The sequence below is a fragment of the Massilia sp. Masssp94 genome, from assembly GCF_059491305.1.
In genome coordinates, this window is record NZ_CP168501.1 from 5,206,750 (window position 1) to 5,227,961 (window position 21,212).

General features: G+C 65.1%; 19 protein-coding genes. 14 read left to right on the top strand and 5 right to left on the bottom strand.

Annotated elements, in window-relative coordinates; all coding sequences use genetic code 11:
- Nucleotides 1-127 precede the first annotated feature (127 nt).
- From ACEN9G_RS23155 to yiaA, 6 genes are all read left to right on the top strand, one after another.
- On the top strand, nt 128-1,363 hold the full coding sequence (locus ACEN9G_RS23155) for a winged helix-turn-helix domain-containing protein (RefSeq protein ID WP_483127016.1): 1,236 nt from the start codon (nt 128-130) through the stop codon (nt 1,361-1,363).
- A gap of 232 nt (nt 1,364-1,595) precedes the next feature.
- Nucleotides 1,596-2,192 (top strand): hemerythrin domain-containing protein, encoded by a 597-nt coding sequence (locus tag ACEN9G_RS23160; RefSeq protein WP_483127017.1) that lies wholly within the window; start codon nt 1,596-1,598, stop codon nt 2,190-2,192.
- Nucleotides 2,193-2,308: 116 nt separating this feature from the next.
- On the top strand, nt 2,309-4,954 hold the full coding sequence (locus ACEN9G_RS23165; RefSeq protein WP_483127018.1) for a DUF349 domain-containing protein: 2,646 nt from the start codon (nt 2,309-2,311) through the stop codon (nt 4,952-4,954).
- Nucleotides 4,955-4,962: 8 nt separating this feature from the next.
- Nucleotides 4,963-5,421: a molybdopterin synthase catalytic subunit MoaE gene (moaE, locus tag ACEN9G_RS23170; protein ID WP_371763041.1), complete on the top strand. Its 459-nt coding sequence runs from the start codon at nt 4,963-4,965 to the stop codon at nt 5,419-5,421.
- A complete protein-coding gene (crcB, locus tag ACEN9G_RS23175) occupies nt 5,406-5,789 on the top strand; it encodes a fluoride efflux transporter CrcB (protein WP_371768198.1) in 384 nt (127 codons plus the stop codon). The genes moaE and crcB overlap by 16 nt, the downstream gene beginning before the upstream one ends.
- A gap of 82 nt (nt 5,790-5,871) precedes the next feature.
- Nucleotides 5,872-6,297, top strand: a complete 426-nt coding sequence (gene yiaA, locus ACEN9G_RS23180) for an inner membrane protein YiaA (protein WP_413341079.1) — start codon at nt 5,872-5,874, stop codon at nt 6,295-6,297.
- 4 nt (nt 6,298-6,301) lie between these two features.
- Here the strand turns inward: yiaA and ACEN9G_RS23185 are convergent, their stop codons facing one another.
- Nucleotides 6,302-7,546 (bottom strand): voltage-gated chloride channel family protein, encoded by a 1,245-nt coding sequence (locus tag ACEN9G_RS23185; RefSeq protein WP_413341082.1) that lies wholly within the window; start codon nt 7,544-7,546, stop codon nt 6,302-6,304.
- 119 nt (nt 7,547-7,665) lie between these two features.
- Here ACEN9G_RS23185 and clpB point away from each other — a divergent pair, with 119 nt between their 5' ends.
- Nucleotides 7,666-10,290 carry an ATP-dependent chaperone ClpB gene (clpB, locus tag ACEN9G_RS23190; RefSeq protein WP_413341084.1) on the top strand — a complete coding sequence of 875 codons (2,625 nt, stop codon included), beginning with the start codon at nt 7,666-7,668 and terminating at the stop codon, nt 10,288-10,290.
- Between the two features lie 52 nt (nt 10,291-10,342).
- Here clpB and ACEN9G_RS23195 read toward each other — a convergent pair whose 3' ends face one another.
- Together ACEN9G_RS23195 and ACEN9G_RS23200 are read right to left on the bottom strand one after the other, a co-directional pair.
- Complete coding sequence (locus ACEN9G_RS23195; protein ID WP_413341086.1) at nt 10,343-10,921, bottom strand: FxDxF family PEP-CTERM protein; 579 nt, start codon at nt 10,919-10,921, stop codon at nt 10,343-10,345.
- Nucleotides 10,922-11,120: 199 nt separating this feature from the next.
- Complete coding sequence (locus tag ACEN9G_RS23200; RefSeq protein WP_483127019.1) at nt 11,121-11,939, bottom strand: PEP-CTERM sorting domain-containing protein; 819 nt, start codon at nt 11,937-11,939, stop codon at nt 11,121-11,123.
- A gap of 435 nt (nt 11,940-12,374) precedes the next feature.
- Here ACEN9G_RS23200 and aceA point away from each other — a divergent pair, with 435 nt between their 5' ends.
- From aceA to ACEN9G_RS23215, 3 genes are all read left to right on the top strand, one after another.
- Nucleotides 12,375-13,673: an isocitrate lyase gene (gene aceA / locus ACEN9G_RS23205; protein ID WP_413341090.1), complete on the top strand. Its 1,299-nt coding sequence runs from the start codon at nt 12,375-12,377 to the stop codon at nt 13,671-13,673.
- Nucleotides 13,674-14,159: 486 nt separating this feature from the next.
- On the top strand, nt 14,160-15,188 hold the full coding sequence (locus tag ACEN9G_RS23210; RefSeq protein WP_483127020.1) for a 23S rRNA (adenine(2030)-N(6))-methyltransferase RlmJ: 1,029 nt from the start codon (nt 14,160-14,162) through the stop codon (nt 15,186-15,188).
- Nucleotides 15,189-15,351: 163 nt separating this feature from the next.
- A complete protein-coding gene (locus ACEN9G_RS23215; RefSeq protein ID WP_413341391.1) occupies nt 15,352-16,626 on the top strand; it encodes an EAL and HDOD domain-containing protein in 1,275 nt (424 codons plus the stop codon).
- A 3-nt stretch (nt 16,627-16,629) separates the two neighbouring features.
- Here ACEN9G_RS23215 and ACEN9G_RS23220 read toward each other — a convergent pair whose 3' ends face one another.
- Both ACEN9G_RS23220 and ACEN9G_RS23225 read right to left on the bottom strand, forming a co-directional pair.
- Nucleotides 16,630-17,382 carry an SAM-dependent methyltransferase gene (locus ACEN9G_RS23220; RefSeq protein WP_413341393.1) on the bottom strand — a complete coding sequence of 251 codons (753 nt, stop codon included), beginning with the start codon at nt 17,380-17,382 and terminating at the stop codon, nt 16,630-16,632.
- 5 nt (nt 17,383-17,387) lie between these two features.
- Nucleotides 17,388-17,993 carry a Maf-like protein gene (locus tag ACEN9G_RS23225; RefSeq protein ID WP_413341395.1) on the bottom strand — a complete coding sequence of 202 codons (606 nt, stop codon included), beginning with the start codon at nt 17,991-17,993 and terminating at the stop codon, nt 17,388-17,390.
- Nucleotides 17,994-18,098: 105 nt separating this feature from the next.
- Between ACEN9G_RS23225 and ACEN9G_RS23230 the strand changes: the two genes are divergently transcribed.
- The 4 genes from ACEN9G_RS23230 (at nt 18,099) to ACEN9G_RS23245 (ending at nt 21,189) form a co-directional block, all read left to right on the top strand.
- A complete protein-coding gene (locus tag ACEN9G_RS23230; protein ID WP_413341397.1) occupies nt 18,099-18,596 on the top strand; it encodes a YceD family protein in 498 nt (165 codons plus the stop codon).
- 210 nt (nt 18,597-18,806) lie between these two features.
- On the top strand, nt 18,807-18,989 hold the full coding sequence (rpmF, locus tag ACEN9G_RS23235; protein ID WP_005666806.1) for a 50S ribosomal protein L32: 183 nt from the start codon (nt 18,807-18,809) through the stop codon (nt 18,987-18,989).
- Nucleotides 18,990-19,165: 176 nt separating this feature from the next.
- Nucleotides 19,166-20,206, top strand: a complete 1,041-nt coding sequence (gene plsX / locus ACEN9G_RS23240; protein ID WP_413341400.1) for a phosphate acyltransferase PlsX — start codon at nt 19,166-19,168, stop codon at nt 20,204-20,206.
- A gap of 2 nt (nt 20,207-20,208) precedes the next feature.
- Nucleotides 20,209-21,189: a beta-ketoacyl-ACP synthase III gene (locus ACEN9G_RS23245; RefSeq protein ID WP_413341401.1), complete on the top strand. Its 981-nt coding sequence runs from the start codon at nt 20,209-20,211 to the stop codon at nt 21,187-21,189.
- Nucleotides 21,190-21,212 lie beyond the last annotated feature (23 nt).

Genomic DNA, 21,212 nt, shown 5'->3' on the forward strand with positions numbered 1-21,212 from the left:
GAAATCCGCAACAGGGGTTGAGCCAGGGCGCCAACTATATCGCATGCGACGAGATACTGTAAAAAAAACCAGTACTTTTTCGCGGCGACCTGTACAAATGTTGATGAGATGTCATTAGAATGCCGGGATGAATGAACCAATTTTGACGCCTGCTGTCGCTCGAAACCTGCACCTTGCGGCCCAGGGCATGCTGCAGGCGAAACGCGCCCGTGCCACCAAAGCCGATGTCCTGGCCGCGATTCGCCGCATGGGCGTGTTGCAGATCGACACCATCAGCGTCGTCGCGCGCAGCCCGTATCTCGTGTTGTGGAGCCGCGTGGGCGACTATGACCCGGACTGGCTCGACCAGTTGCTGGCCGAGGGCCGGCTGTTCGAGTACTGGGCCCACGAGGCGTGCTTCATTCCGATCGAGGATTATGGCCTGTACCGGCACCGGATGGTCGATCCCGGCTCGCTCGGCTGGAAATACGCGGGGACGTGGCTGGCGTCGCACCGGGACGAGGTCGAGCGCGTGCTGGCGCATATCCGCGCCAACGGGCCGGCCCGCTCGGCCGACTTCGAGCGCACGGACGGCAAGGCCGGCGGCTGGTGGGCATGGAAGCCGGAAAAGCGCGCGCTGGAAGTCCTGTTCACGACGGGTCGGCTGATGATCGCGCGCCGCCAGCAATTCCACCGCGTGTACGACCTGGCGGAGCGCGTGCTGCCCGGCTGGGACGATGCGCGCATGCCGTCGATCGACGCGACGCGGCGGCGGTTCGTGCTGGACGCCGTGCGCGCGCTGGGCGTGGCGAAGGCGGCCTGGATTCCGGACTATCACCGCACGAAGCCGCCGCACCTCGATCCGGCGCGGCTGGCCGACGAGGGCCTGCTGCTGCGCGCCCGCGTCGAGGGCTGGAAGGAGCCCGTGTACGTCCACCCCGACAATGCGGCGCTGCTCGGGCAGGCCGTCGATGGGGGGCTGCAGGCGACGCTCACCGGCGTGCTGTCGCCGTTCGACCCCATCGTCTGGGACCGCCGCCGCGCCCTCGACCTGTTCGGTTTCGACTACCGGCTGGAGTGCTACACGCCCGCCGAGAAACGGCGCTACGGCTATTTCACGCTCCCCCTGCTGCGGCGCGGGGCGCTCGTCGGCCGGGTGGATGCCAAGGCGCACCGCAAGACCGGCGTGTTCGAGCTGAAATCCCTCGTGCTGGAGCCCGGGGTACGTATCAGCGACCGGTTCGTGCGCGACCTGGCCGCGGCGTTCGCCCGCTGCGCGCGCTGGCACGGCTGTCCGCAGGTCGTGCTGGCGCACGCCGAGCCGGCCGGGCTCGCCACGCCGCTGGCCGCCGCGCTGGGCCAGACGCTGGCGGCCGCGGCCTGATGCCGGGTGGCAGTTTGTGATAGATCAAACGGGTGCCAGCCCGGCCTCCTTACACTAGACCTTCCTTCAGGCCAAAACCAACCAGAGGACGCCTCGCAATCCGAGACTCGCGATTCGAGAGTGCCCCGGGCCTGTCAACAACGCTCCCACGGACCTTGCATAGCGCCGCGCATTCCATGCGGCCGGGGAGCGGATTTGTCGAACTCACTCGTGAGAAAAAGGTGGAGACCGAATGCTGACATCGACTTATACCCTCGTCGCCCTGTCCGTCGAACAGACGACGGTGCGCGCGGCCCTGCAGTCGCTGCTCGACGAGCTGCGCGCGCTGCCGGGCGACTTCAGTACCCTGGCCGCCGGCCGGGCCGCACAATTGTGTACTGCACTGCGCCAGGTGTACGACAACTGTCATTGGCGCAAGCTCGACAAGTTCCTCGTGCCGGCCCTGCGTCGCAGCACCGCGGCGGCCGACAGGTTGCTGGAGGAGCTCGAACGGCTCAGCGGCCAGGCGGCCAGCGCGATGGCCACGGCCGAGGCCAGCGTCGGCGCGGCGGACCGTCCGGTGCCGCGCGATGCGTTCTGCGGCGCCGTCGAGGGCTGCGTCGCGGCCTTGCGCTGCCGGCTGGAGCGCGAGGAACACGAGTTGTTCCCGCTGGCGCGCGCGGCGGTCGGCGGCGATGCGTGGTTCGCGATCGCGAACCAGATGCTCGCGCACGATGCGTACGCACAAGAGCACCGCGCCGATCCGCGCCGCCTGCGTCACGAACTGGTCGGGCATGCCGGCCACGATGTGCATGGGCGACGGCATGCGACGCTGACCGCGGCCCACTGACACTATCGATATTGTTAGTGGGAAATGATGAACAATTGCTCGCACGCGCCAGGCTGGTGTCACGAGGCCATCAGGGTTCTTTGCTATGATGGCGATTTTGGAAGTGCGATTTCATCATGTTCGAGTTCCTATTCAAGCGGCCGGGCGACAAGCCCGGCGACAAGCCGGCCGGGCAGGGAGGACAGGCGGGGGCGCAAGCGGAACCGTCCGCGTCCGCCGCCACGCATTCGTCCAACCATCAACGCGTGGCCCAGGCTGAAAAGCTGGGCCGCATCGGGGATGATGAAGCCGCCGCGGTGGAATTCATCCTCCAGTGCGAATTTTCCGAACTGCGGCTTGCAGCCGCCGAGTTCGTTCACAGCCCGGCGCTGATCGAGCGTGTGCATACCGCGATGCGCAATACCGATCGCCGCGTCGCCAAACTGATGCAGTCGCGCCTCGACGCGCACCGTCACCGCGAAGCCGAGCACCGGCGCGCACAGGCCGCCGTCGAGCAGGCCGAATCCCTCCTCAAGGATGCGTTGCTGACCCCGAACCACGTGGCCGAGCTGGACCGCAGATGGTCCGTGATCTCCGCGCCCGAACTCGATGCCACGTTCCAGACCGCGCGCGCCGCGCTGGCCCGGCGCCTCGAAGCGCAGGTGGCCCTGCAGCGCGCCATGATCGACCGCGTGGCTGCCTTGCGCCAGCTGGGCGGCGCCGGCCTGTCGTCAGCGGAACTGGGGCAGCGTCTGGATGTGCTGGCACAGGAACAGGACGAGGCCCTGCGTTCGCCCGAACACCCGTCGCTGCCGCGTGCCCTCGTCGCCGAATTCGCGGCCGGGATGGAGAAGCTGCGCGCCGGCATGCAGGTGCAGGAAGCCGGCCAGGCCGCGCGCGCCGCGCGCGCCGCATTCATCGACGCCCAGCAGGCGAAACCGGTTGCCGAGCTGAATGCGGAGACGCTGCGACGCGAATGGAAAGCGCTGCCGCATCTGCCCCAGGACGAGCAGGCCGCCGAACTGCAGCGCCGCTTCGACGCTCTGCTGGCCACGGTGCCGCAGGCCGAGCCACGCAAGCCGAAGGAGCCGCGCGAGCCCAGGCCGGCGCAGGAAGGCGCCGTAAAAGCCCCCGCCAGGGAAGGCATGAAGGACAACAGGCCGCGCGGTGCGGACCAGCATTTCATCGATACGATGGATGCGATGGAAGCCGCCCTGCAACAGGGCTCGCTGGGCGCCGCCGCCGACCACGACAAGACGCTGAAGGACGCGCGCGAAAAGGGCATGCGCCTGACGCCCGCGCAATCCGACCGCCTGGCCCACCTGCGGGCCGAGCTCAAGCGCCTGTCCGACTGGGCGCGCTGGGGCGGCAACGTGTCGCGCGAGGAACTCATCAAGACAGTCGAGGCCTTGCCCACGCAAAACCTGGCGATGAGCGAGCTGGCCAAGAAGGTCGGCAGCATGCGCGACCGCTGGAAGGCGCTCGACAGCCTGTCCGGCGCCGCGCCGAAGAGCCTGTGGGAGCGGTTCGACGCCGCCTGCACGACTGCCTATGCGCCGGCCGCTGCCCACTTCCGCCACCTGGCCGACGAGCGCCATGCGAACGCGGCACGCGGCCAGGCGCTCGTCGAGGAAGCGCAAGCCGAGATCGCGCGCCTGCGCGAGGGCAGCGTCGAGTGGAAGCACGTGGCGGGCACGGTGCAGCGGCTGCGTCTCGCGTGGAGCCACCTGGGCGCCATCGACCGCAAGGAAAAGAAGCGCCTGGACGCCTTGTTTGCCGATGCGCTGAACGTGCTGCAGGGGCCGCTCGAAGAGCAGCGCAAGGCCGAGATGGCCGAGCGCGAAGCCATCATCGAGGAAGCCGCCGCCATCGATCCGCACGACCGCCACGCGATCGACACGATGCGCGCCCTGCAGCAGCGCTGGCAGGACCATGCACGCTCGCTGCCGCTCGAACGCAAGAGCGAGCAGGCGCTGTGGCAGCGCTTCCGCGCCGTGTGCGACGACGTGTTCCAGCGCCGCAAGGAAACGATGCACGAGGCCGACATCGAGCGCCGAGCGCACGAGGCCGCCAAGGAAGCCATCAGCGCGCGCCTGGAAGCGGCGGCGGACAGCGTCACGCCGGCCACGGTCGGCAAGCTGCTGCGCGAGGCGCAGGCGGAATGGCAGGCGATCGGCCCCGTGCCGCGCGCGCATGAAGCCCGCGTGGAAAAACGTTATCACGCGGCCGTGGCGCTCGTGCAGCAGCATGCGGACCAGGCTCGCCGCGCCGCCGGCGTCGCCCAGGCGGGCATGCTGCGCGACAAGCTGAGGCTCGTGCAGGAACTGGAGCAGGCCGTCGCGGCGGACAATGCCGGCGACACCGATTGGGAGGCACGCTGGTCCGGCTTGCCGCCCCTGGACGCCGACATGGAACGCACGTTGCGCACCCGTTTCGACGCCGCGCTGGCCGCGCTGCGCGGGAGCGCGGAACAGAGGGCCGCGTATGGCCACAAGCTGGAAGACAATCGCGGCAAGCTCCTGCAGGAACTGCTGCGCCTGGAAATCGGTGCCGGCATCGACAGCGGCCCGGAGTTCGCGCGCGAGCGGTTGAAGCTCCAGGTCGAGGTGTTGCAGTCGTCGTTGAAATCAGGACAAAGCGCAGGACAGGGCAGCGGCCGCGGCGCCCAGGGCGGCGCGACGGCGCAGCTGCGCGACCTGTGCGCGCTGGCGGCGCTCGTCGATGCGCGTACGGCGTCCCGGCTCGAGCAGCTCGCGCTGCGGGTGGCCAAGGAGGGCAAGTGAAGAAGGATGTGACGGAAGTCCGGGTCGAGGCCGCGGATTTCGACGTGAGCGCGGAAATCGCGCGCCTGCGCGCGGGTGATGCGCGCGTTGGGGCCGTCGTCAGTTTCGTCGGCACGGTGCGCGACATGAACGACGGCGACAATGTGGCCGAACTCGAGCTGGAACATTATCCGGGCATGACGGAGCGTGCGCTGCACGACATCGTGGAGCAGGCGCGGGCGCGCTGGCCGCTGTATGGCGTCCTCGTGATCCATCGCATCGGGCCGATGCGGCCGCTGGACCAGATCGTCCTCGTCGCCTGCACGTCCGCGCACCGCGGCGAAGCGTTCGCCGCGTGCGAATTCATCATGGACTATCTCAAGACCGACGCCCCGTTCTGGAAGAAGGAGCAGACGCCGAACGGTGCGCGCTGGGTCGATGCGCGCGTGACGGACGACACGGCCCGGGCCAAGTGGGCCAGCCGCTGAGCTGGATCGCGGTCGCCGTAGGCGCGGCCCTCGGGGCCTGGTTGCGCTGGGGCCTGACCATCTTCCTCGGCCAGCTGCATGCCCACATCCAGCTGGGGACGCTCGTCGCCAACCTCGTCGGCGGCTACCTGATCGGGCTGGCGCTGGGCTTCTTCGACGCCATGCCGGCCCTGTCCCCGGCCTGGCGTTTGTTCGTCATCACGGGCTTCCTCGGGGGCCTGACCACGTTTTCCAGCTTTTCCGCCGAAGCGATGGTGCTGCTGCAGCGGGGCCATTACGCCTGGGCGCTGGCTCATTCGGCGGTGCACCTGCTGGGGTCGATCGGCTGCTGCGTCGCAGGATATGCGACCTGGCGTGCCATCGCATGATACCGGCGCGTCATTCGCTTGCGCGCAAAGTGCTTGGGCTGCAATCTGGCAATGTCTTAGTTTTCATTGACCGGAGAACAGCATGACCAAGCAATCATTTGCACGCCCGAGCCCCGCCTTCGTCGGCGCATCCTGGGGCGCCATGATCGTCGGCATCCTTGCCTACCTCATCGGTTTATGGAATGCCCAGATGCAGCTCAATGAAAAGGGCTATTACCTGACGATCCTGCTGTACGGCTGCTTTGCCGCCGTGTCGCTGCAAAAGACGGTGCGCGACCGCGCCGAGGGCCTGCCGGTGACAGGGATGTACGTCGGCTTGTGCTGGACCTCGTTGATGGCCGCCGTCGTGCTGCTGACGGTCGGCCTGTGGAATGCGACGCTGATGCTCAGCGAAAAGGGTTTTTATGCCATGTCGTTCGTGCTGACCCTGTTCGCCATCATCGCCGTGCAAAAGAACGTGCGCGACCTGGCCGCGGCGGGCGACGTACCCGACGCGCAGCAGGCTTGATCCATCACGACTTGCCGGGCTTGGCGTGGCCGATGCGCTGGGCCCGGTAAATCCCCGTGTGGCCGGAAAACAGATAGGCCAGCACGCACCCGACGGCCGCATACACCCCCACCTCCGCGCCGAACAATTCGATGGCCATCAGGGTCGACGCGATCGGCGTGTTGGCAGCGCCGGCGAACACGGCCACGAAGCCGACACCCGCCAGCAGTGAGAAGGGCAGGTGCAGCAGCGGCGCCAGCGCATTGCCGAGTGTGGCGCCGATGTAGAACAGCGGCGTCACTTCGCCGCCCTTGAAGCCGCTGCCCAGCGACGCGACCGTGAACACCAGCTTGCCGGCGAAGTCCCACGGCGCCAGCGGCTCGGTGAATGCGGCCTGGATGGTCGGGATGCCGAGGCCGATGTAGCGGTCCGCGCCGAACGCCAGCACGACGGCGGCGACGACGCTGCCGCCCAGCAGCGGCCGCAGCGGACCGTAAGGCACGCGCCGCTTCATCCAGCCCGACAGCGCGTGCGTGCAATCCGCGAACAGTTTTCCTGCAAGACCGAACAGCGCCCCCGCGATCGCGACGGCCGCCAGCGGCCACAGGCCCAGTGCCGGTACAGACGCGATGGCGTAATGCGTGTGGTGGATGCCCAGCGCATGGCCCCACAGCAGGCAGACCTGGTCGCCGGCGATGGCGGCCGCCAGGCAGGCGAGCAGGGCGTCGTAGCGCAGGCGGCCGATCGCGAGCACCTCCAGGGCGAAGATCGCGCCCGCCAGCGGCGTGCCGAACACGGAGGCGAAGCCCGCGCTGATGCCGGCCATCAGCACGATCCTCCGGTCTTCCACCTGTAGCTTGAATGCATGGGTGAGCTGGTCGGCGAGCGCGCCGCCCATCTGCACGGCCGTGCCCTCGCGCCCGACCGAGGCGCCGAACAGGTGCGAGATGACGGTGCCGCCCAGCACGAGCGGCGCCATGCGCAGCGGAATCACTTTCTTCGGGTCGTGGATCTCGTCGATGAGCAGGTTATTGCCGGCCTCGACCGAGCTGCCGAAACGCAGGTACAGCCAGCCGACGGCGAAGCCGGCCAGCGGCAGCAGCGCGATCAGCCAGCGGTGGGCGTTGCGCGTCCCGGTCGCCAGTTCGAGCGCGAACAGGAAGAAGGCGGAGGCGGACCCGGACAGCAGCCCGACGGCGAGGGCGAGCAGCAGCCATTTCCCCATGTAGGGCAGCAGGTGGCGTTGCTCCGTCAAGAATGAATGTTCCATGACGGACATTTTATCTCAGCACGATTTGCCGGCCCCAACCGCGTGTTCGCATCTTGAAAAGTCGCTACGGCATCCCTAACTAGATGTCAATCCAAAATCCAACCCACGGGGATCAAAACATGCGACAAGACAAATTGACGACCAAGCTCCAGGAAGCGCTCGCCGACGCGCAGAGCCTGGCGGTCGGCAACGACAATCAGTACATCGAACCCGTCCACCTGCTCGCCGCGCTGCTGGGCCAGAGCGACGGCGGCGCGCGCTCGCTGCTGCAGCGGGCCGGCGTCAACGTCGGCAGCCTGCAGACGGCGCTGCGCTCCGCGTTCGACCGCCTGCCGAAAGTGCACGGCACGGGCGGCGACGTGCAGGTCGGCCGCGAGCTCGTCTCGCTGCTGAACCTGGCAGACCGCGAATCGCAGAAACGCGGCGACCAGTTCCTGTCGAGCGAGATGGTGCTGCTCGCCTTTACGGACGACAAGTCCGAAGCCGGCCGCCTCGCCCGCGAAAACGGCCTCGCCCGCAAGGCGCTCGAATCCGCGATCCAGGCCGTGCGCGGCGGCGAATCCGTCAACTCCCAGGATGCGGAAGGCCAGCGCGAAGCGCTCAGGAAATACACGCTCGACCTGACGGAGCGGGCCCGCAGCGGCAAGCTCGACCCGGTGATCGGCCGCGACGACGAGATCCGCCGTGCCATCCAGGTGCTGCAGCGCCGTACCAAGAACAATCCGGTGCTGATCGGCGAACCCGGCGTCGGCAAGACCGCGATCGTGGAAGGTCTGGCGCAGCGCATCGTCAACGGCGAAGTGCCCGATTCGCTGAAGGGCAAGCGCGTGCTGTCGCTAGACATGGCCGCGCTGCTCGCGGGCGCCAAGTTCCGCGGCGAATTCGAAGAACGCCTGAAATCCGTGCTGAAGGAACTCGCGCAGGACGAGGGCATGACGATCGTCTTCATCGACGAGATCCACACGATGGTCGGCGCCGGCAAGGCCGAAGGCGCGATGGACGCGGGCAATATGCTGAAGCCGGCCCTGGCGCGCGGCGAGCTGCACTGCATCGGCGCGACCACGCTGGACGAGTACCGCAAATACGTCGAGAAGGATGCCGCGCTGGAGCGCCGCTTCCAGAAGATCATCGTCGACGAGCCGAGCGTGGAAGCGACCATCGCCATCCTGCGCGGCCTGCAGGAAAAGTACGAACTGCACCACAAGGTGGAGATCACGGACCCGGCGATCATCGCCGCGGCCGAGCTGTCGCACCGCTACATCACCGACCGCTTCCTGCCGGACAAGGCCATCGACCTGATCGACGAGGCCGCCTCGAAGATCAAGATCGAGATCGACTCGAAGCCGGAAGTGATGGACAAGCTCGACCGTCGCCTGATCCAGCTGAAGATCGAGCGCGAAGCTGTCAAGAAGGAAACGGACGAGGCCTCGCAGCGCCGCCTGGAATTGATCAACGAAGAGATCGTCCGCCTGGAGCGCGAGTACGCCGACTACGAGGAAATCCTCACGTCCGAGAAGGCTGCCGTGCAGGGTACGACGCACATCAAGGAAGAGATCGAGCGCATCCGCCTGCAGATGGATGAAGCGAAGCGCCAGAGCAATTGGCAGAAGGTATCGGAGCTGCAGTACGGCCGCCTGCCGGAGCTCGAGAAACAGTTGAAGGATGCGGAAGCCGCCAGCCATCAACCGGACGGCGCCGACAAGGAAGAGAACACGCGGCCGCGCCTGCTGCGCACGCAGGTCGGTGCCGAGGAAATCGCGGAAGTCGTGTCGCGCGCGACCGGCATCCCCGTCGCCCGCATGATGCAGGGCGAGCGCGACAAGCTGCTGCACATCGAAGAGAAGCTGCATGAGCGCGTCGTGGGCCAGGACGAGGCGATCGAGGCCGTGTCCGATGCGATCCGCCGTTCGCGTGCGGGTCTCGCGGATCCGAACCGGCCGTACGGCTCGTTCATGTTCCTGGGCCCGACGGGCGTCGGCAAGACCGAGCTGTGCAAGGCGCTGGCGAATTTCCTGTTCGATACGGAAGACGCGTTGATCCGCATCGACATGAGCGAGTTCATGGAGAAGCATTCCGTGGCCCGCCTGATCGGCGCGCCGCCGGGTTATGTCGGCTACGAGGAGGGCGGCTACCTGACGGAAGCCGTGCGCCGCAAGCCGTACAGCGTGATCCTGCTGGACGAGATCGAGAAGGCGCATCCGGACGTGTTCAACGTCCTGCTGCAGGTGCTCGACGACGGCCGCATGACGGACGGCCAGGGCCGCACGGTGGACTTCAAGAACACCGTGATCGTGATGACGTCGAACCTGGGTTCGCACAAGATCCAGTCGATGGATTCCGACGATCCGGCCGTCGTGAAGCTGGCGGTGATGGCCGAGGTGCGCGGACACTTCCGCCCCGAGTTCATCAACCGGATCGACGAGATCGTCGTGTTCCATGCGCTCGACGAGAAGAACATCGGCGCGATCGCGAAGATCCAGCTGAAGAACCTGGAACAGCGCCTCGAGAAGATGGAAATGGCGCTCGACATCAGCGAGGAGGCCCTGCAGAAGATCGCGGAAGCGGGCTTCGATCCGGTGTATGGCGCGCGTCCGCTCAAGCGCGCGATCCAGCAGCAGATCGAGAATCCGCTGTCAAAGGAAATCCTGGCGGGCCGCTTCGGACCGAAGGATACGATCCGCGTCGGCGTGCGTGGGGGCCAGTTGGTGTTCGGCGAGGAGCCGGCTGTCGAGCTGGCGAAGTAATCTGTTCGTGGCTATGGAATCGCCCTGTCGGCCAGCGCCGGCAGGGCGTTTTTTACGCGCGCTTGCGGCGCGCCATGAAGCCGAGCAGGCCCAGGCCGCCGAGCATCATCGCGTACGTCTGCGGTTCCGGCACGGCGGAGACCACGAGATGTTCGCCCATCAGGCTGCCGACCTTTTTATCGCCGTCCGTGCCGAACATGGTCACCTTGAGCTGGGGCGACGTCGCGTCGACATTGCCGCCAGAGAAGGTGAACTGGAACACCATGTCGTCCGTCAGGGCGACATGCGCGCCGGCATAGCACAACGACGTGCCGGCATGGCCGCCGCCCGTGCAGCCGTTCGCGTTCAGCTCGTTGCTGGACAGGGTCCAGTTCGACACGCCGCCCGGCGCGGCTGTGAGCAACACGCTGTCGAAGCTGCCGAGGTCCTTCAGCTGCAGGGCGCCGAGCGACGAGGCCCCGGCCCAGCTGCCGGTCGGGTTGGCGGCGTCGACGTCGAGGGTCAGCACGTTGCCGGACCAGGACGAGGTAAAGTCGACGCCCTGGAATTCGATCGTGCCGGCCTGCGCCGACGCGAGCGTGCCCGCGCCCAACAGCGCCGCCAGCAGGGTAGTGCGGATGCGTGATGTCATGTTCTCTCCTTCTCCACAAAATGCAAGGACCCGGCGGCTCGCGTCCTGCGAGACCGACGGGCACATACGGATCAGATCCGTGCCGCAAGGGTAGAAGGGGAGCCGATATGGCTCTGTTAGCCGACTAACTCATCGTTTGTAACAACAACGCCCCGCCGGGCGCTGGACCGGGCGGGGCGTTCGGGAGGAAGGACTACGTTCAGCGCGGGCGGCGGCGCAGCACGAGACCCATCAGGCCCAGGCCACCCAGCAGCAGGGCGATGCTCTCCGGCTCCGGGACGTTCGCCGTGGCGGCGGGGGTGCCGGCCGGCGTTTGCACGACCTCGGGGCCTTCGATGGGCAGCGTCGACGGCAGGTCTTCCTGCGGCGGCAAGTCGGCCGGCGTGCCGGATGGAGAAGCGACGTCGGACGTGCCGGTCGGCGTTGTCGTGTCGGCCGTCGTGTTGGTCTGCGTGCCGGCGGACGTGGTCGGGGTGTCGGGGATTACCGGAACGACCGGCGTGACCGGCGCGGTCGGGGTGGCCGGGGGCGATGCCGGCAGCACCTGCGACAACAGCGAGCCGACCTTGTTGCCCCGGGCATCGACGAACTCGACCTTCACGTGCGGCTCGTTCGTCGCGACGCTGGCGCCGTCGAACGTGAATTTGAACACCATGTCGTCGGCCAGCGCGATCTGCTGGCCGTAGAAGCACATGCGGCTCCCGGCCGCGCCGTTGCTCGTGCCGGAGCAGCCGGACGCTTTCAGCTCGGACGTCGACAGTTTCCATGCATCGGTCCCGCCCGGCCAGCCGCTCACGCTCACGCTGCTGTAAGTGCCCACACCCTTGATCGCCAGCGCAGCCAGGCCCGTCGCGCCGCTCCAGCCGCCGCTGCGCTTCGCGGCGTCGATTTCCAGCGTGAGCACATTGCCGCTCCAGTTCGACGTGAAGGTCACGCCTTCCGTCGTCAGGATACCGGCGTGGGCCGTCATCGTCATTGCGCCCAGCAGGGCGGCCAGCGCGGTCAATCGCAGTGTCATCGGGTGTCTCTTTCGGAAGTGCGGAAAATTGCTTTTAAGAATTTAATGATGGTGTTCGGAATTTATTCTCCCCCGATTTGATGCAAATCGTCAATTTGTGATTCTTTATGATGACGGCGGTGTTGTTTAATCAGGAAAAATTGTCAGATTTGCGGCAGTATTTACGAAATACTTTGTGGAAACAACTCACTATATTTCACATTATGAAAACTTGTTCGTACATGTGAAAAGCGCACAAGAAGCACCTGCCCGGCAGTTTCCATTGTGAGAAATTTGTTCTCGTATCATGAAATAATAAATGTAAGTAGATGATTTTCAAGGAAATAAAAACCGTCATATGTCTTATATAAGAGTATTGGTGCTGCGCACAACCGGCGCTATCATGTGTCTAACGGAATCACTGTCCAACCCCGTCTTTTCAATCAGGAGAACGCCATGGCAACTCGTGAACAGCAAATCGCCGCCCTGCAACAGGATTGGGAGTCCAACCCGCGCTGGAAAGGTATCGTCCGCAATTACACGGCGGAAGATGTCGTACGGCTGCGAGGCTCCGTGCAGATCGAACATACGCTGGCGCGGCGCGGCGCCGAGAAGCTGTGGAACCTGATCAACAACGAGCCGTACGTGAACGCCCTGGGCGCGCTGACGGGCAACCAGGCCATGCAACAGGTCAAGGCCGGGCTGAAAGCCATCTACCTGTCGGGCTGGCAGGTCGCGGGCGACGCCAACCTCGCCGGCGAGATGTATCCGGACCAGTCGTTGTACCCGGCCAATTCGGTGCCGATGGTCGTCAAGCGCATCAACAACACGTTCCAGCGCGCGGACCAGATCCAGTGGTCGGAAGGCAAGGACGACGTCGATTACTTCGCCCCGATCGTGGCCGATGCGGAAGCGGGCTTCGGCGGCGTGCTGAATGCTTTCGAGCTGATGAAATCCATGATCGAAGCGGGCGCGGCCGGCGTGCACTTCGAAGACCAGCTGGCCTCCGTCAAGAAATGCGGCCACATGGGCGGCAAGGTGCTCGTGCCGACGCGCGAAGCCGTGGAAAAGCTGACGGCGGCGCGACTGGCGGCCGACGTGATGGGCACGCCGACGATCCTCGTCGCCCGCACGGACGCCGAAGCGGCCGACTTGCTGACGGCCGACGTCGACGCGAACGACAAGCCGTTCTGCACGGGCGAGCGCACGGTGGAGGGTTTCTTCCGCGTGAAGCCGGGCGTCGACCAGGCGATCGCGCGCGGCCTCGCGTATGCGCCGTACGCCGACCTCGTGTGGTGCGAGACCGGGAAGCCGGACCTGGAATTCGCCAAACGCTTCGCCGACGCCATCCATGCGAAATTCCCGGGCAAGATGCTCGCGTATAACTGCTCGCCGTCGTTCAACTGGAAGAAGAACCTGGACGACGCGACGATCGCCAAGTTCCAGAAAGAGCTGGGCGCGATGGGCTACAAATTCCAGTTCATCACGCTGGCCGGCTTCCATGCGCTGAACTACAGCATGTTCAACCTGGCGCACGGCTATGCGCGCCGCGGCATGTCGGCCTTCGTCGAGTTGCAGGAAGCGGAATTCTCCGCCGCCGACAAGGGCTTCACGGCCGTCAAGCACCAGCGCGAAGTGGGCACCGGCTACTTCGACGCGGTGACCCAGACCATCCAGCAGCACCAGAGCTCGACGACGGCGCTGCACGGCTCGACCGAGGACGAACAATTCTTCGACGAGAAGAAAGTCGCCTGAGCTGAAACGATCCTCCACCCATCCTCGCGATGGTCTGCCGCAGTGGCCACAAGCCGCTGCGGCATTTTTATTTCCCCAAACCGGGGTCAGAAACTTCGGGGTCAGGTCCCATTTCGCTCCGAATTCGGGGTCAGAGCACATTTGCGATCAATGTCCGGATGTGCAAGAAGTTTCGCCATCCCGGCGTGGTGCGCCGACTGTCCCCCTTAAACGCGTAGCCGTCACGAGTAGAAATCCTCTCCCGGAAATTTCACCTAAAAGTGCTCTGACCCCGAATTGTGCCGAAAATGTGCTCTGACCCCGAATTTGGGCTTTTGGGATCGAGACGTATCTGAGGGATAATGGCGGTTGGCCCGCGCGCGATCGCATGGCGGGCGCCGCATCAACCAGATTGGAATCTCTATGTTCAGCTACCGCCACGCCTTCCACGCGGGTAATCACGCCGATGTCCTGAAGCACTTTATTCAGGTTCAGTTGCACAAATACATGAACCAGAAAGACACGGCCTACACCTATATCGACACCCATGCCGGTGCCGGCGTGTACGCGCTCGACAGTGCGCAGGCGGTCAGGAGCGGCGAATACATCGACGGCATCGGGCGCCTGTGGGGGCGCGACGACCTGCCGCCGGCGCTGGCCGAGTACGTGGACCTCGTGGGCAAGTTGAACCCGAGCGGCAAGCTGCGCTGGTATCCCGGTTCGCCGTGGGTCGCGGATGCCGAGGCGCGCCTGGAGGACCGCCTGCGCCTGTTCGAACTGCATCCGGCCGACATCAGGGTGCTGGCGGAGAACGTCCGCAAGCTGGAGGCGCATCACGCGGAGCAGGGCGAACGTGCGCGCGGGCGCCGCATCCTCGTCGAGCACGCGGACGGTTTCCATGGGCTGAAGGCACTGCTGCCGCCGCCGTCGCGGCGGGCGCTGGTGCTCATCGATCCGCCGTACGAAGTCAAGCTCGACTACAAGCACGTGCGCGACGCGCTGGACGAAGCGCTCAAGCGCTTCCCGGCGGGCATGTATGCGGTCTGGTATCCGGTGCTGCAGCGCATGGAATCGCGCCAGTTCGCCGATCGCCTGAAGCGCCTGCCGGCCAAGGAATGGCTGCACGTGACGTTGAGCGTCGCGGGTCCGCGCGCGGACGGCAACGGCCTGCACAGCAGCGGCATGTTCATCCTGAATCCGCCGTACACGCTGGAGGCGACGTTGCGCGAGACGATGCCGTATCTCGTGCAGGTGCTGGGCCAGGATGCCGGTGCAACGTTCCGTATCGAAAAAGGGACGCAGGTCACCGGCACGGTGCCGGCACTGGGCGGTCCCCGCAAGCCGGTGGGCAATGCGCGCCGCGCGAGCCCGCTGTCCGGCGGCGGCAGCCTGCGCCTGCCGGGCCAGCCGTTCGGCGACGATCCACGTGCGCGCAAGGAAGGCGAGGGCACCGAAGGACGTGCGCGCACCCCGCGCACGGAAGCCAAACCGGCTCCGCGCGGCCCCGCCAAGCGTAACGGATCGGGTCGGTCCTGATCCTTTTCGCATCGATCGTTTCTGGCAAGCACATCTATGTTTGAAACGTTTTGATACGATGTCGAAATGTAAAGACTTCCCGTCTGTAGTATAGTCGGACCGGTATTCCGGCCAGACCGGGTCCGGCACGCATGGTGCGTGCCGTCGTTTCAGGAGTTTTTACATGCAAGCGGTAGCAACGGCAGCCACGTCCACGCCGTCCGACGAATTCTTTTTGGCGCGCCAGCCCATCCTCGGGCGCGACCAGAAACTGGTGGCGTTCGAGTTGCTGTTTCGCGCCGCGCCGGAGCATGAGGACGCGCAGCTGACCGATTATGCCGCCGCCACCGCCGCCGTGATCTCCCATGCGTCGCAGCTGGGGATGAAGCAGGTGGTGGGCGAGCAGGTTGCCTTCGTCAATGTCGACGAGGTGGTGCTGATGAGCGATTTCGTCCGATTCCTGCCTCCCGATAAGGTCATTCTGGAAATTCTGGAAACCGTCCGTCCCACCACGGCCTTGCTGGCCCGTGTGCGGGAGTTGAAAGAGCTCGGCTTCAAGTTCGCACTCGACGATGTTATAGGCCATTCCGAGCAGGTAAGCAAGCTGATGAGCCTCGTCGACATCATCAAGATCGACTTGCAGGGCGTCGGGCGCGGCGAGCTCGCCGAACTCGTCCGCACCCTGCGCGGGCCGCATCAGAAGCTGCTGGCGGAAAAGGTCGAGACGATCGAGGAATTCGAGTTATGCCTGGAACTCGGCTTCGAATACTTCCAGGGCTATTATTTTGCGCGTCCTGCGATCCTGTCCGGCAAGAAGATCACGCCGTCCGAGCTCGTGCTGCTGCGCCTGTTCGATCTCATTCATTCGCAAGCCGACAACGATGCGATCGAGGCGGCCGTCAAACGCGACCCGTTGCTGAGCCTGAACCTGCTGCGCCTCGTGAACGGCCATCTGGCCGGCACCGGCGCGCCGCAGGTCGAGTCGATTTCGCAGGCGCTCGTCCAGCTCGGCCGCAGCCAGTTGCAGCGCTGGGTGCAGATCCTGTTGTACAGCGGCCCGGAGGGGCACGTCGAACTGAATTCGCCGTTGCTGCAGATGGCGACGACGCGCGGCCGCCTGCTCGAGCTGATGACGCTGACCCTGCGTCCGGGCGACGTGGCCGGCGCGAATACTGCCTTTACGGTCGGCATCATGTCGCTGATGGATGCGTTGTTCGACGTGCCGATGCGCGAGATCTTCGACAAGGTCGACCTGTCGCGCGAGGTCCGCGCCGCGCTGCTGGAGCGCGACGGCGACTATGGCGCCATGCTGAGCGTGGCGGAAGCGCTGGAGCATGTGGATCCGGACCGCAATCTGGCGGCCGCGCTGGACCGCCTCGGGCTGTCGGTGAAACAGGTGCGCGACATCGAACTGGCCGCGTTCGGCTGGGTGCGCGAACTCGGTGCCGAAGTGCACTGACCTCTACGATTGCGCGAGGAACAGAAAGACGGTCGGCTTCTTGTGGAAATCCGGCGCCTTGCCGGCAGCCAGTTGCGCCTTCCATTTCGCGGCCGTCTGCGTCCGCACGGTTTCCGTCGCCAGCGACAGATCGGTCGCCACGCACACCAGCGTGCCCGGCTGGCAGCTGGCGACGAGGGCTTCCAGCATCGCGCCGTTGCGATATGGCGTCTCGATCAGCAACTGCGTCTGTTTCTCGCTGCGCGAGCGCTGCTCCAGTTGCTGGATGCGCTTGGTGCGCTGGCCGGCGTCCGTCGGCAAATAGCCGTTGAATGCGAAGCTCTGGCCGTTCAGGCCGCTCGCCATCACGGCCAGCAGCAGCGACGACGGCCCCACGAGCGGACGCACGGGCACGCCGTGCTGGTGCGCCAGCCGGACGAGGTCGGCACCCGGGTCCGCGACGGCCGGCACGCCCGCTTCCGACACGAGGCCCGCATCGCGTCCCTCCAGCAGGGGCGCGAGCAGCGCGGCCAGCGCCTGCTGCGGCGTGTTCACATTGAGTTCCGCGATCTGAATCTCTTGCAGCGGGCGTGCGAGCGGATGGTCGATGCCGACCAGTTTCAGGAAGGCGCGCGCCGTCTTGGCGTTCTCGGCGACAAAGTACTCGAGCTTGCTGGCGATGTCCTGCACCTGCTCGGGCAGGATGTGGGACAGCGCGTGCGGTGCGGCCTCGGTGGGGCCGAGGGTGTTCGGGATCAGGTAGAGCGTACCGGGCATGGTTGTTATTGTTGGCGATTAAAAAATGGCATGCCGGCGCGGCGCAGCATGCCGGTCAGGGCGATCAGGGGCAGGCCGGTGAGGGCGGTCGGGTCGCCGCTGTCGATGCGTTCGAGCAGGGCGATGCCGAGTCCTTCGTTCTTGGCGCTGCCGGCGCAGTCGTAAGGCTGCTCGATGTGCAGGTAGGAGTCCAGCTCGGCATCCGGGAGGTCGCGGAACGTCACGAACACCTGGACATTCTCGACCTGCGCCGTGCCGGTTCTCCCGTCCCACAGGCACAGGGCCGTATGGAATATGACGCGGCGGCCGCGCATCATCTGCAATTGGGCGAGGGCGCGCGCGTGGTCGCCCGGCTTGCCGATCTGGATGCCGTCCAGCGTGGCCACCTGGTCCGAGCCGATCACCAGAGCACCGGGGTTCTTGAGGGCGACGGCCGCGGCTTTCTCGCGCGCCAGCCGCAGCGCCGTCGCTTCCGGCGTTTCATCCGGATGCGGGGTCTCGTCGATGTCGGGCGAGATCGTTTCGAACGGCAGGTGCAGGCGACCCAGCAGCTCGCGCCGGTAGGCGGAGCCGGAGGCCAGGATGAGGCGCGGAAGGGTGGAGCTTGGCATCGATTTTCGTAAATAAAACAGGAAGATAGCGCTTTGTGAGGAAGTCTTTGACTGCGCGGGCAGAAGCCTGCTATTATCGCAGGTTTTCCGGGGATGTTTTTCCAAATGAGCGCTTTTGTCATCGACGCCTTTGAATTTTGTCGGAACAACGGCCATCGTGAAGGCGTCACGCCGGTGGCGGAAATGAACCGCCTGGCGGTTGATTGCGCCGACAAGTCCGGCGAGATCGCGTGGTCCATCGACGGCGGCCAGACCCGGCAAGGGTATCCGATGCTGACGTTGTCCGTCTCCGGTACCGTGCAACTGGTCTGCCAGCGCTGCCTGACCCCGTTCGGCTACGAGCTCGATTCGTCGACCGTGCTGGTGCTGGGTAAGGACGACCAGGAAGCGGACGAGATCGAGGAAATCCTCGACGATGAAAGTATCGACGTGATCGTCGGCAGCCATACCTGCGACATCCGCGATCTGCTGGAAGATGAAGCCCTGCTGGCCCTGCCGCAGGCACCGAAACACGAGGTGTGCCCCGATACCAGGCTGCTGGACGCGATCAAGTCCGAGAAGGTATCGCCGTTCGCGGCACTTAAAGGCCTCAAATCTGAATAAAAGAATTGCAGTGGGTGTTACGTACAGGTAGCATTCGCAGCGTCAAAACGTGTCAAGCGCGTGCAGCTCGAGTATTGAGTCATCGTTGTAAGGCAGCGTTAAACATGTCGGCAATGGCAGCCTCAACGTTATTGCTGCTGGGATACTCGATGCGCATGTACTTGCAAGTCGAATGTGTTAGAATTTTAGAACTTAAGTTTAGGAGTCATCATGGCTGTTCAACAGAATAAGAAGTCCCCGTCGAAGCGCGGCATGCACCGTTCGCACGATTTCCTGACCGCCCCGAACCTGGCAGTCGAGCCGACCACCGGCGAAACGCACCTGCGTCACCACATCAGCCCGAACGGTTTCTACCGTGGCCGTAAAGTGCTCAAGACCAAGAACGACGAGTAATCGACGTCTTGCTGTTTTGTTCCATGAAAGCGGTGCAACGTATGTCGAATGCGTGGCGCCGCTTTTTCTTTTGCGGTAACTCCGTCATTTACCATCCCGCTGACTCGGCTCGCAGTGTACCCCGCCGAGACCACGCCGCCGCCGGCCGACCTTGAGCCCGCGGTTCATTCCGACAAATGACAATCAAAATTTCCATCGACTGCATGGGCGGCGACCACGGCCCCGCCGTGACCATCCCGGCAGCCCTCGCATTCCTCAAGCGCGAACCCGACGCCGAGCTGATCCTCGTCGGTCAGGAAGAGCTGGTCCGCGCTGAACTCAAGAAACATCATGCGGGCGACACCCTCCGCCTGACCGTCCGCCACGCCTCCGAAGTGGTCGCGATGGACGATCCCGTCGAAGTCGCCCTGCGCCGCAAGAAAGACTCGTCGATGCGCGTGGCGATCGAGCTCGTCAAGGACGGCAGCGCCGACGTCTGCGTCTCCGCCGGCAATACGGGCGCGCTGATGGCCATCTCGCGGTATGTCCTGAAGACCATGGCCGACGTCGACCGTCCGGCCATCTGCTCGATCCTGCCGAACCAGAAGGGCGGTCCGACGTACATGCTCGACCTGGGTGCCAACGTCGATTGCGAGCCCCATCACCTGCACCAGTTCGCCATCATGGGCGCCGTGCTGTTCGAAGCGATGGAACACCGCCGCCCGAGCATCGGCTTGCTGAACGTCGGCACGGAAGAGATCAAGGGCAATGAAGTGGTCAAGGCCACCGCACCCCTGCTGCGGGCCGACCATGAACGCGGCGTGCTGAATTTCCATGGCAACGTGGAAGGTAACGATATCTTCAAGGGCACCGTCGACGTCGTCGTGTGCGACGGGTTCGTCGGCAACGTGACCCTGAAGGCGATCGAGGGCCTGTCGCGTTTCGTGAAATCGGTGTTCCTCGAAACGACCATGTCGAAGATCGGCGCCCTGTTCGCGCGCAAATCGCTCAAGAAGCTGAACCCCGAAAGTTATAACGGTGCCGGCCTGCTGGGCCTGAAAGGCCTGGTCTTCAAGAGCCATGGCGGCGCCAATGCCTACGCCTACGAGTGGGCACTTCGACGCGCTTTTGACGCGGCGAAATATAATGTGCAAGCGCAACTCTCGACCTTGATCGCCGAAATGTTGCCGCAAGCTCCCAATCCGGAAGCGCCAGGCTCAACTATTCAGCAGGGTTAGCAATGACTTACAGCAAAATCATCGGTACCGGCAGCTACCTGCCCGCGCAGCGTGTCACCAACGACGACCTCGCGGCGCAGCTCGCCACCAAGGGGATCGAAACCTCGGACGAATGGATCGTGTCCCGCAGCGGCATCTCCGCCCGCCACTACGCCGCGCCCGACGAAAACGCGTCGGACCTGGCCGTGAACGCGGCACGCAAGGCGCTCGAAGCGTCCGGCCTCGAAGCGGAGCAGATCGACCTGATCATCGTCGCCACGTCGACGCCGGATTATTTCGGCAGCTTTCCGAGCACGGCGTGCATCGTCCAGAACAAGCTGGGCATGCGCAACAACAGCGCCGCGTTCGACATGGGCGCCGTGTGCTCGGGCTTCGTCTACGCGATGGCGACGGCCGATGCCTTCATCAAGGCCGGCAACGCGAAGAACGTGCTCGTGATCGGCACGGAAGTGTTCTCGCGCATCCTCGACTTCGATGACCGCAGCACCTGCGTGCTGTTCGGCGACGGCGCCGGCGCCGTCGTGCTGGCCGCGTCCGAGGAGCCGGGCCTGCTGGCCGTCAAGCTGCATGCCGACGGCAGCCATGGCCACATCCTGTGCGGTCCCGCGAACCCGTCGAACCAGGCCGCGAACCAGAAATTCCTGTACATGGATGGCCCGGCCGTCTTCAAGCTGGCCGTCTCCGTGCTGGAAAAGGTCGCCAACGAAGCGCTGGCGCATGCGCAGATGCCGGCGGGCGACATCGACTGGCTGATCCCGCACCAGGCCAACCTGCGCATCATGGCGGGCACCGCGAAGAAACTCGGGCTCCCGACCGACAAGATGGTCGTGACCGTCAACGAACACGGCAACACGTCGGCCGCGTCGATCCCGCTGGCGCTCGATGTCGCGGTGCGCGACGGCCGCATCAAGCCGGGCCACAACGTCATGATGGAAGGCGTCGGTGGCGGCTTTACCTGGGGTGCCGTGCTGGCGCGCATGTAATAACAAGACAAAAACACGCTAAG

What these genes read in the sequence shown, in the direction of transcription:
- ACEN9G_RS23200 (WP_483127019.1), bottom strand. Translation starts at nt 11,939, where the DNA reads ATGACACTGCGATTGACCGCGCTGGCCGCCCTGCTGGGCGCAATGACG.
- ACEN9G_RS23215 (WP_413341391.1), top strand. Translation starts at nt 15,352, where the DNA reads ATGCAAGCGGTAGCAACGGCAGCCACGTCCACGCCGTCCGACGAATTC.
- ACEN9G_RS23155 (WP_483127016.1), top strand. Translation starts at nt 128, where the DNA reads ATGAATGAACCAATTTTGACGCCTGCTGTCGCTCGAAACCTGCACCTT.
- ACEN9G_RS23165 (WP_483127018.1), top strand. Translation starts at nt 2,309, where the DNA reads ATGTTCGAGTTCCTATTCAAGCGGCCGGGCGACAAGCCCGGCGACAAG.
- rpmF (WP_005666806.1), top strand. Translation starts at nt 18,807, where the DNA reads ATGGCTGTTCAACAGAATAAGAAGTCCCCGTCGAAGCGCGGCATGCAC.
- ACEN9G_RS23230 (WP_413341397.1), top strand. Translation starts at nt 18,099, where the DNA reads ATGAGCGCTTTTGTCATCGACGCCTTTGAATTTTGTCGGAACAACGGC.
- yiaA (WP_413341079.1), top strand. Translation starts at nt 5,872, where the DNA reads ATGACCAAGCAATCATTTGCACGCCCGAGCCCCGCCTTCGTCGGCGCA.
- ACEN9G_RS23195 (WP_413341086.1), bottom strand. Translation starts at nt 10,921, where the DNA reads ATGACATCACGCATCCGCACTACCCTGCTGGCGGCGCTGTTGGGCGCG.
- plsX (WP_413341400.1), top strand. Translation starts at nt 19,166, where the DNA reads ATGACAATCAAAATTTCCATCGACTGCATGGGCGGCGACCACGGCCCC.
- aceA (WP_413341090.1), top strand. Translation starts at nt 12,375, where the DNA reads ATGGCAACTCGTGAACAGCAAATCGCCGCCCTGCAACAGGATTGGGAG.
- ACEN9G_RS23220 (WP_413341393.1), bottom strand. Translation starts at nt 17,382, where the DNA reads ATGCCCGGTACGCTCTACCTGATCCCGAACACCCTCGGCCCCACCGAG.
- ACEN9G_RS23245 (WP_413341401.1), top strand. Translation starts at nt 20,209, where the DNA reads ATGACTTACAGCAAAATCATCGGTACCGGCAGCTACCTGCCCGCGCAG.
- clpB (WP_413341084.1), top strand. Translation starts at nt 7,666, where the DNA reads ATGCGACAAGACAAATTGACGACCAAGCTCCAGGAAGCGCTCGCCGAC.
- ACEN9G_RS23185 (WP_413341082.1), bottom strand. Translation starts at nt 7,546, where the DNA reads ATGGAACATTCATTCTTGACGGAGCAACGCCACCTGCTGCCCTACATG.
- ACEN9G_RS23160 (WP_483127017.1), top strand. Translation starts at nt 1,596, where the DNA reads ATGCTGACATCGACTTATACCCTCGTCGCCCTGTCCGTCGAACAGACG.
- ACEN9G_RS23225 (WP_413341395.1), bottom strand. Translation starts at nt 17,993, where the DNA reads ATGCCAAGCTCCACCCTTCCGCGCCTCATCCTGGCCTCCGGCTCCGCC.
- ACEN9G_RS23210 (WP_483127020.1), top strand. Translation starts at nt 14,160, where the DNA reads ATGAACCAGAAAGACACGGCCTACACCTATATCGACACCCATGCCGGT.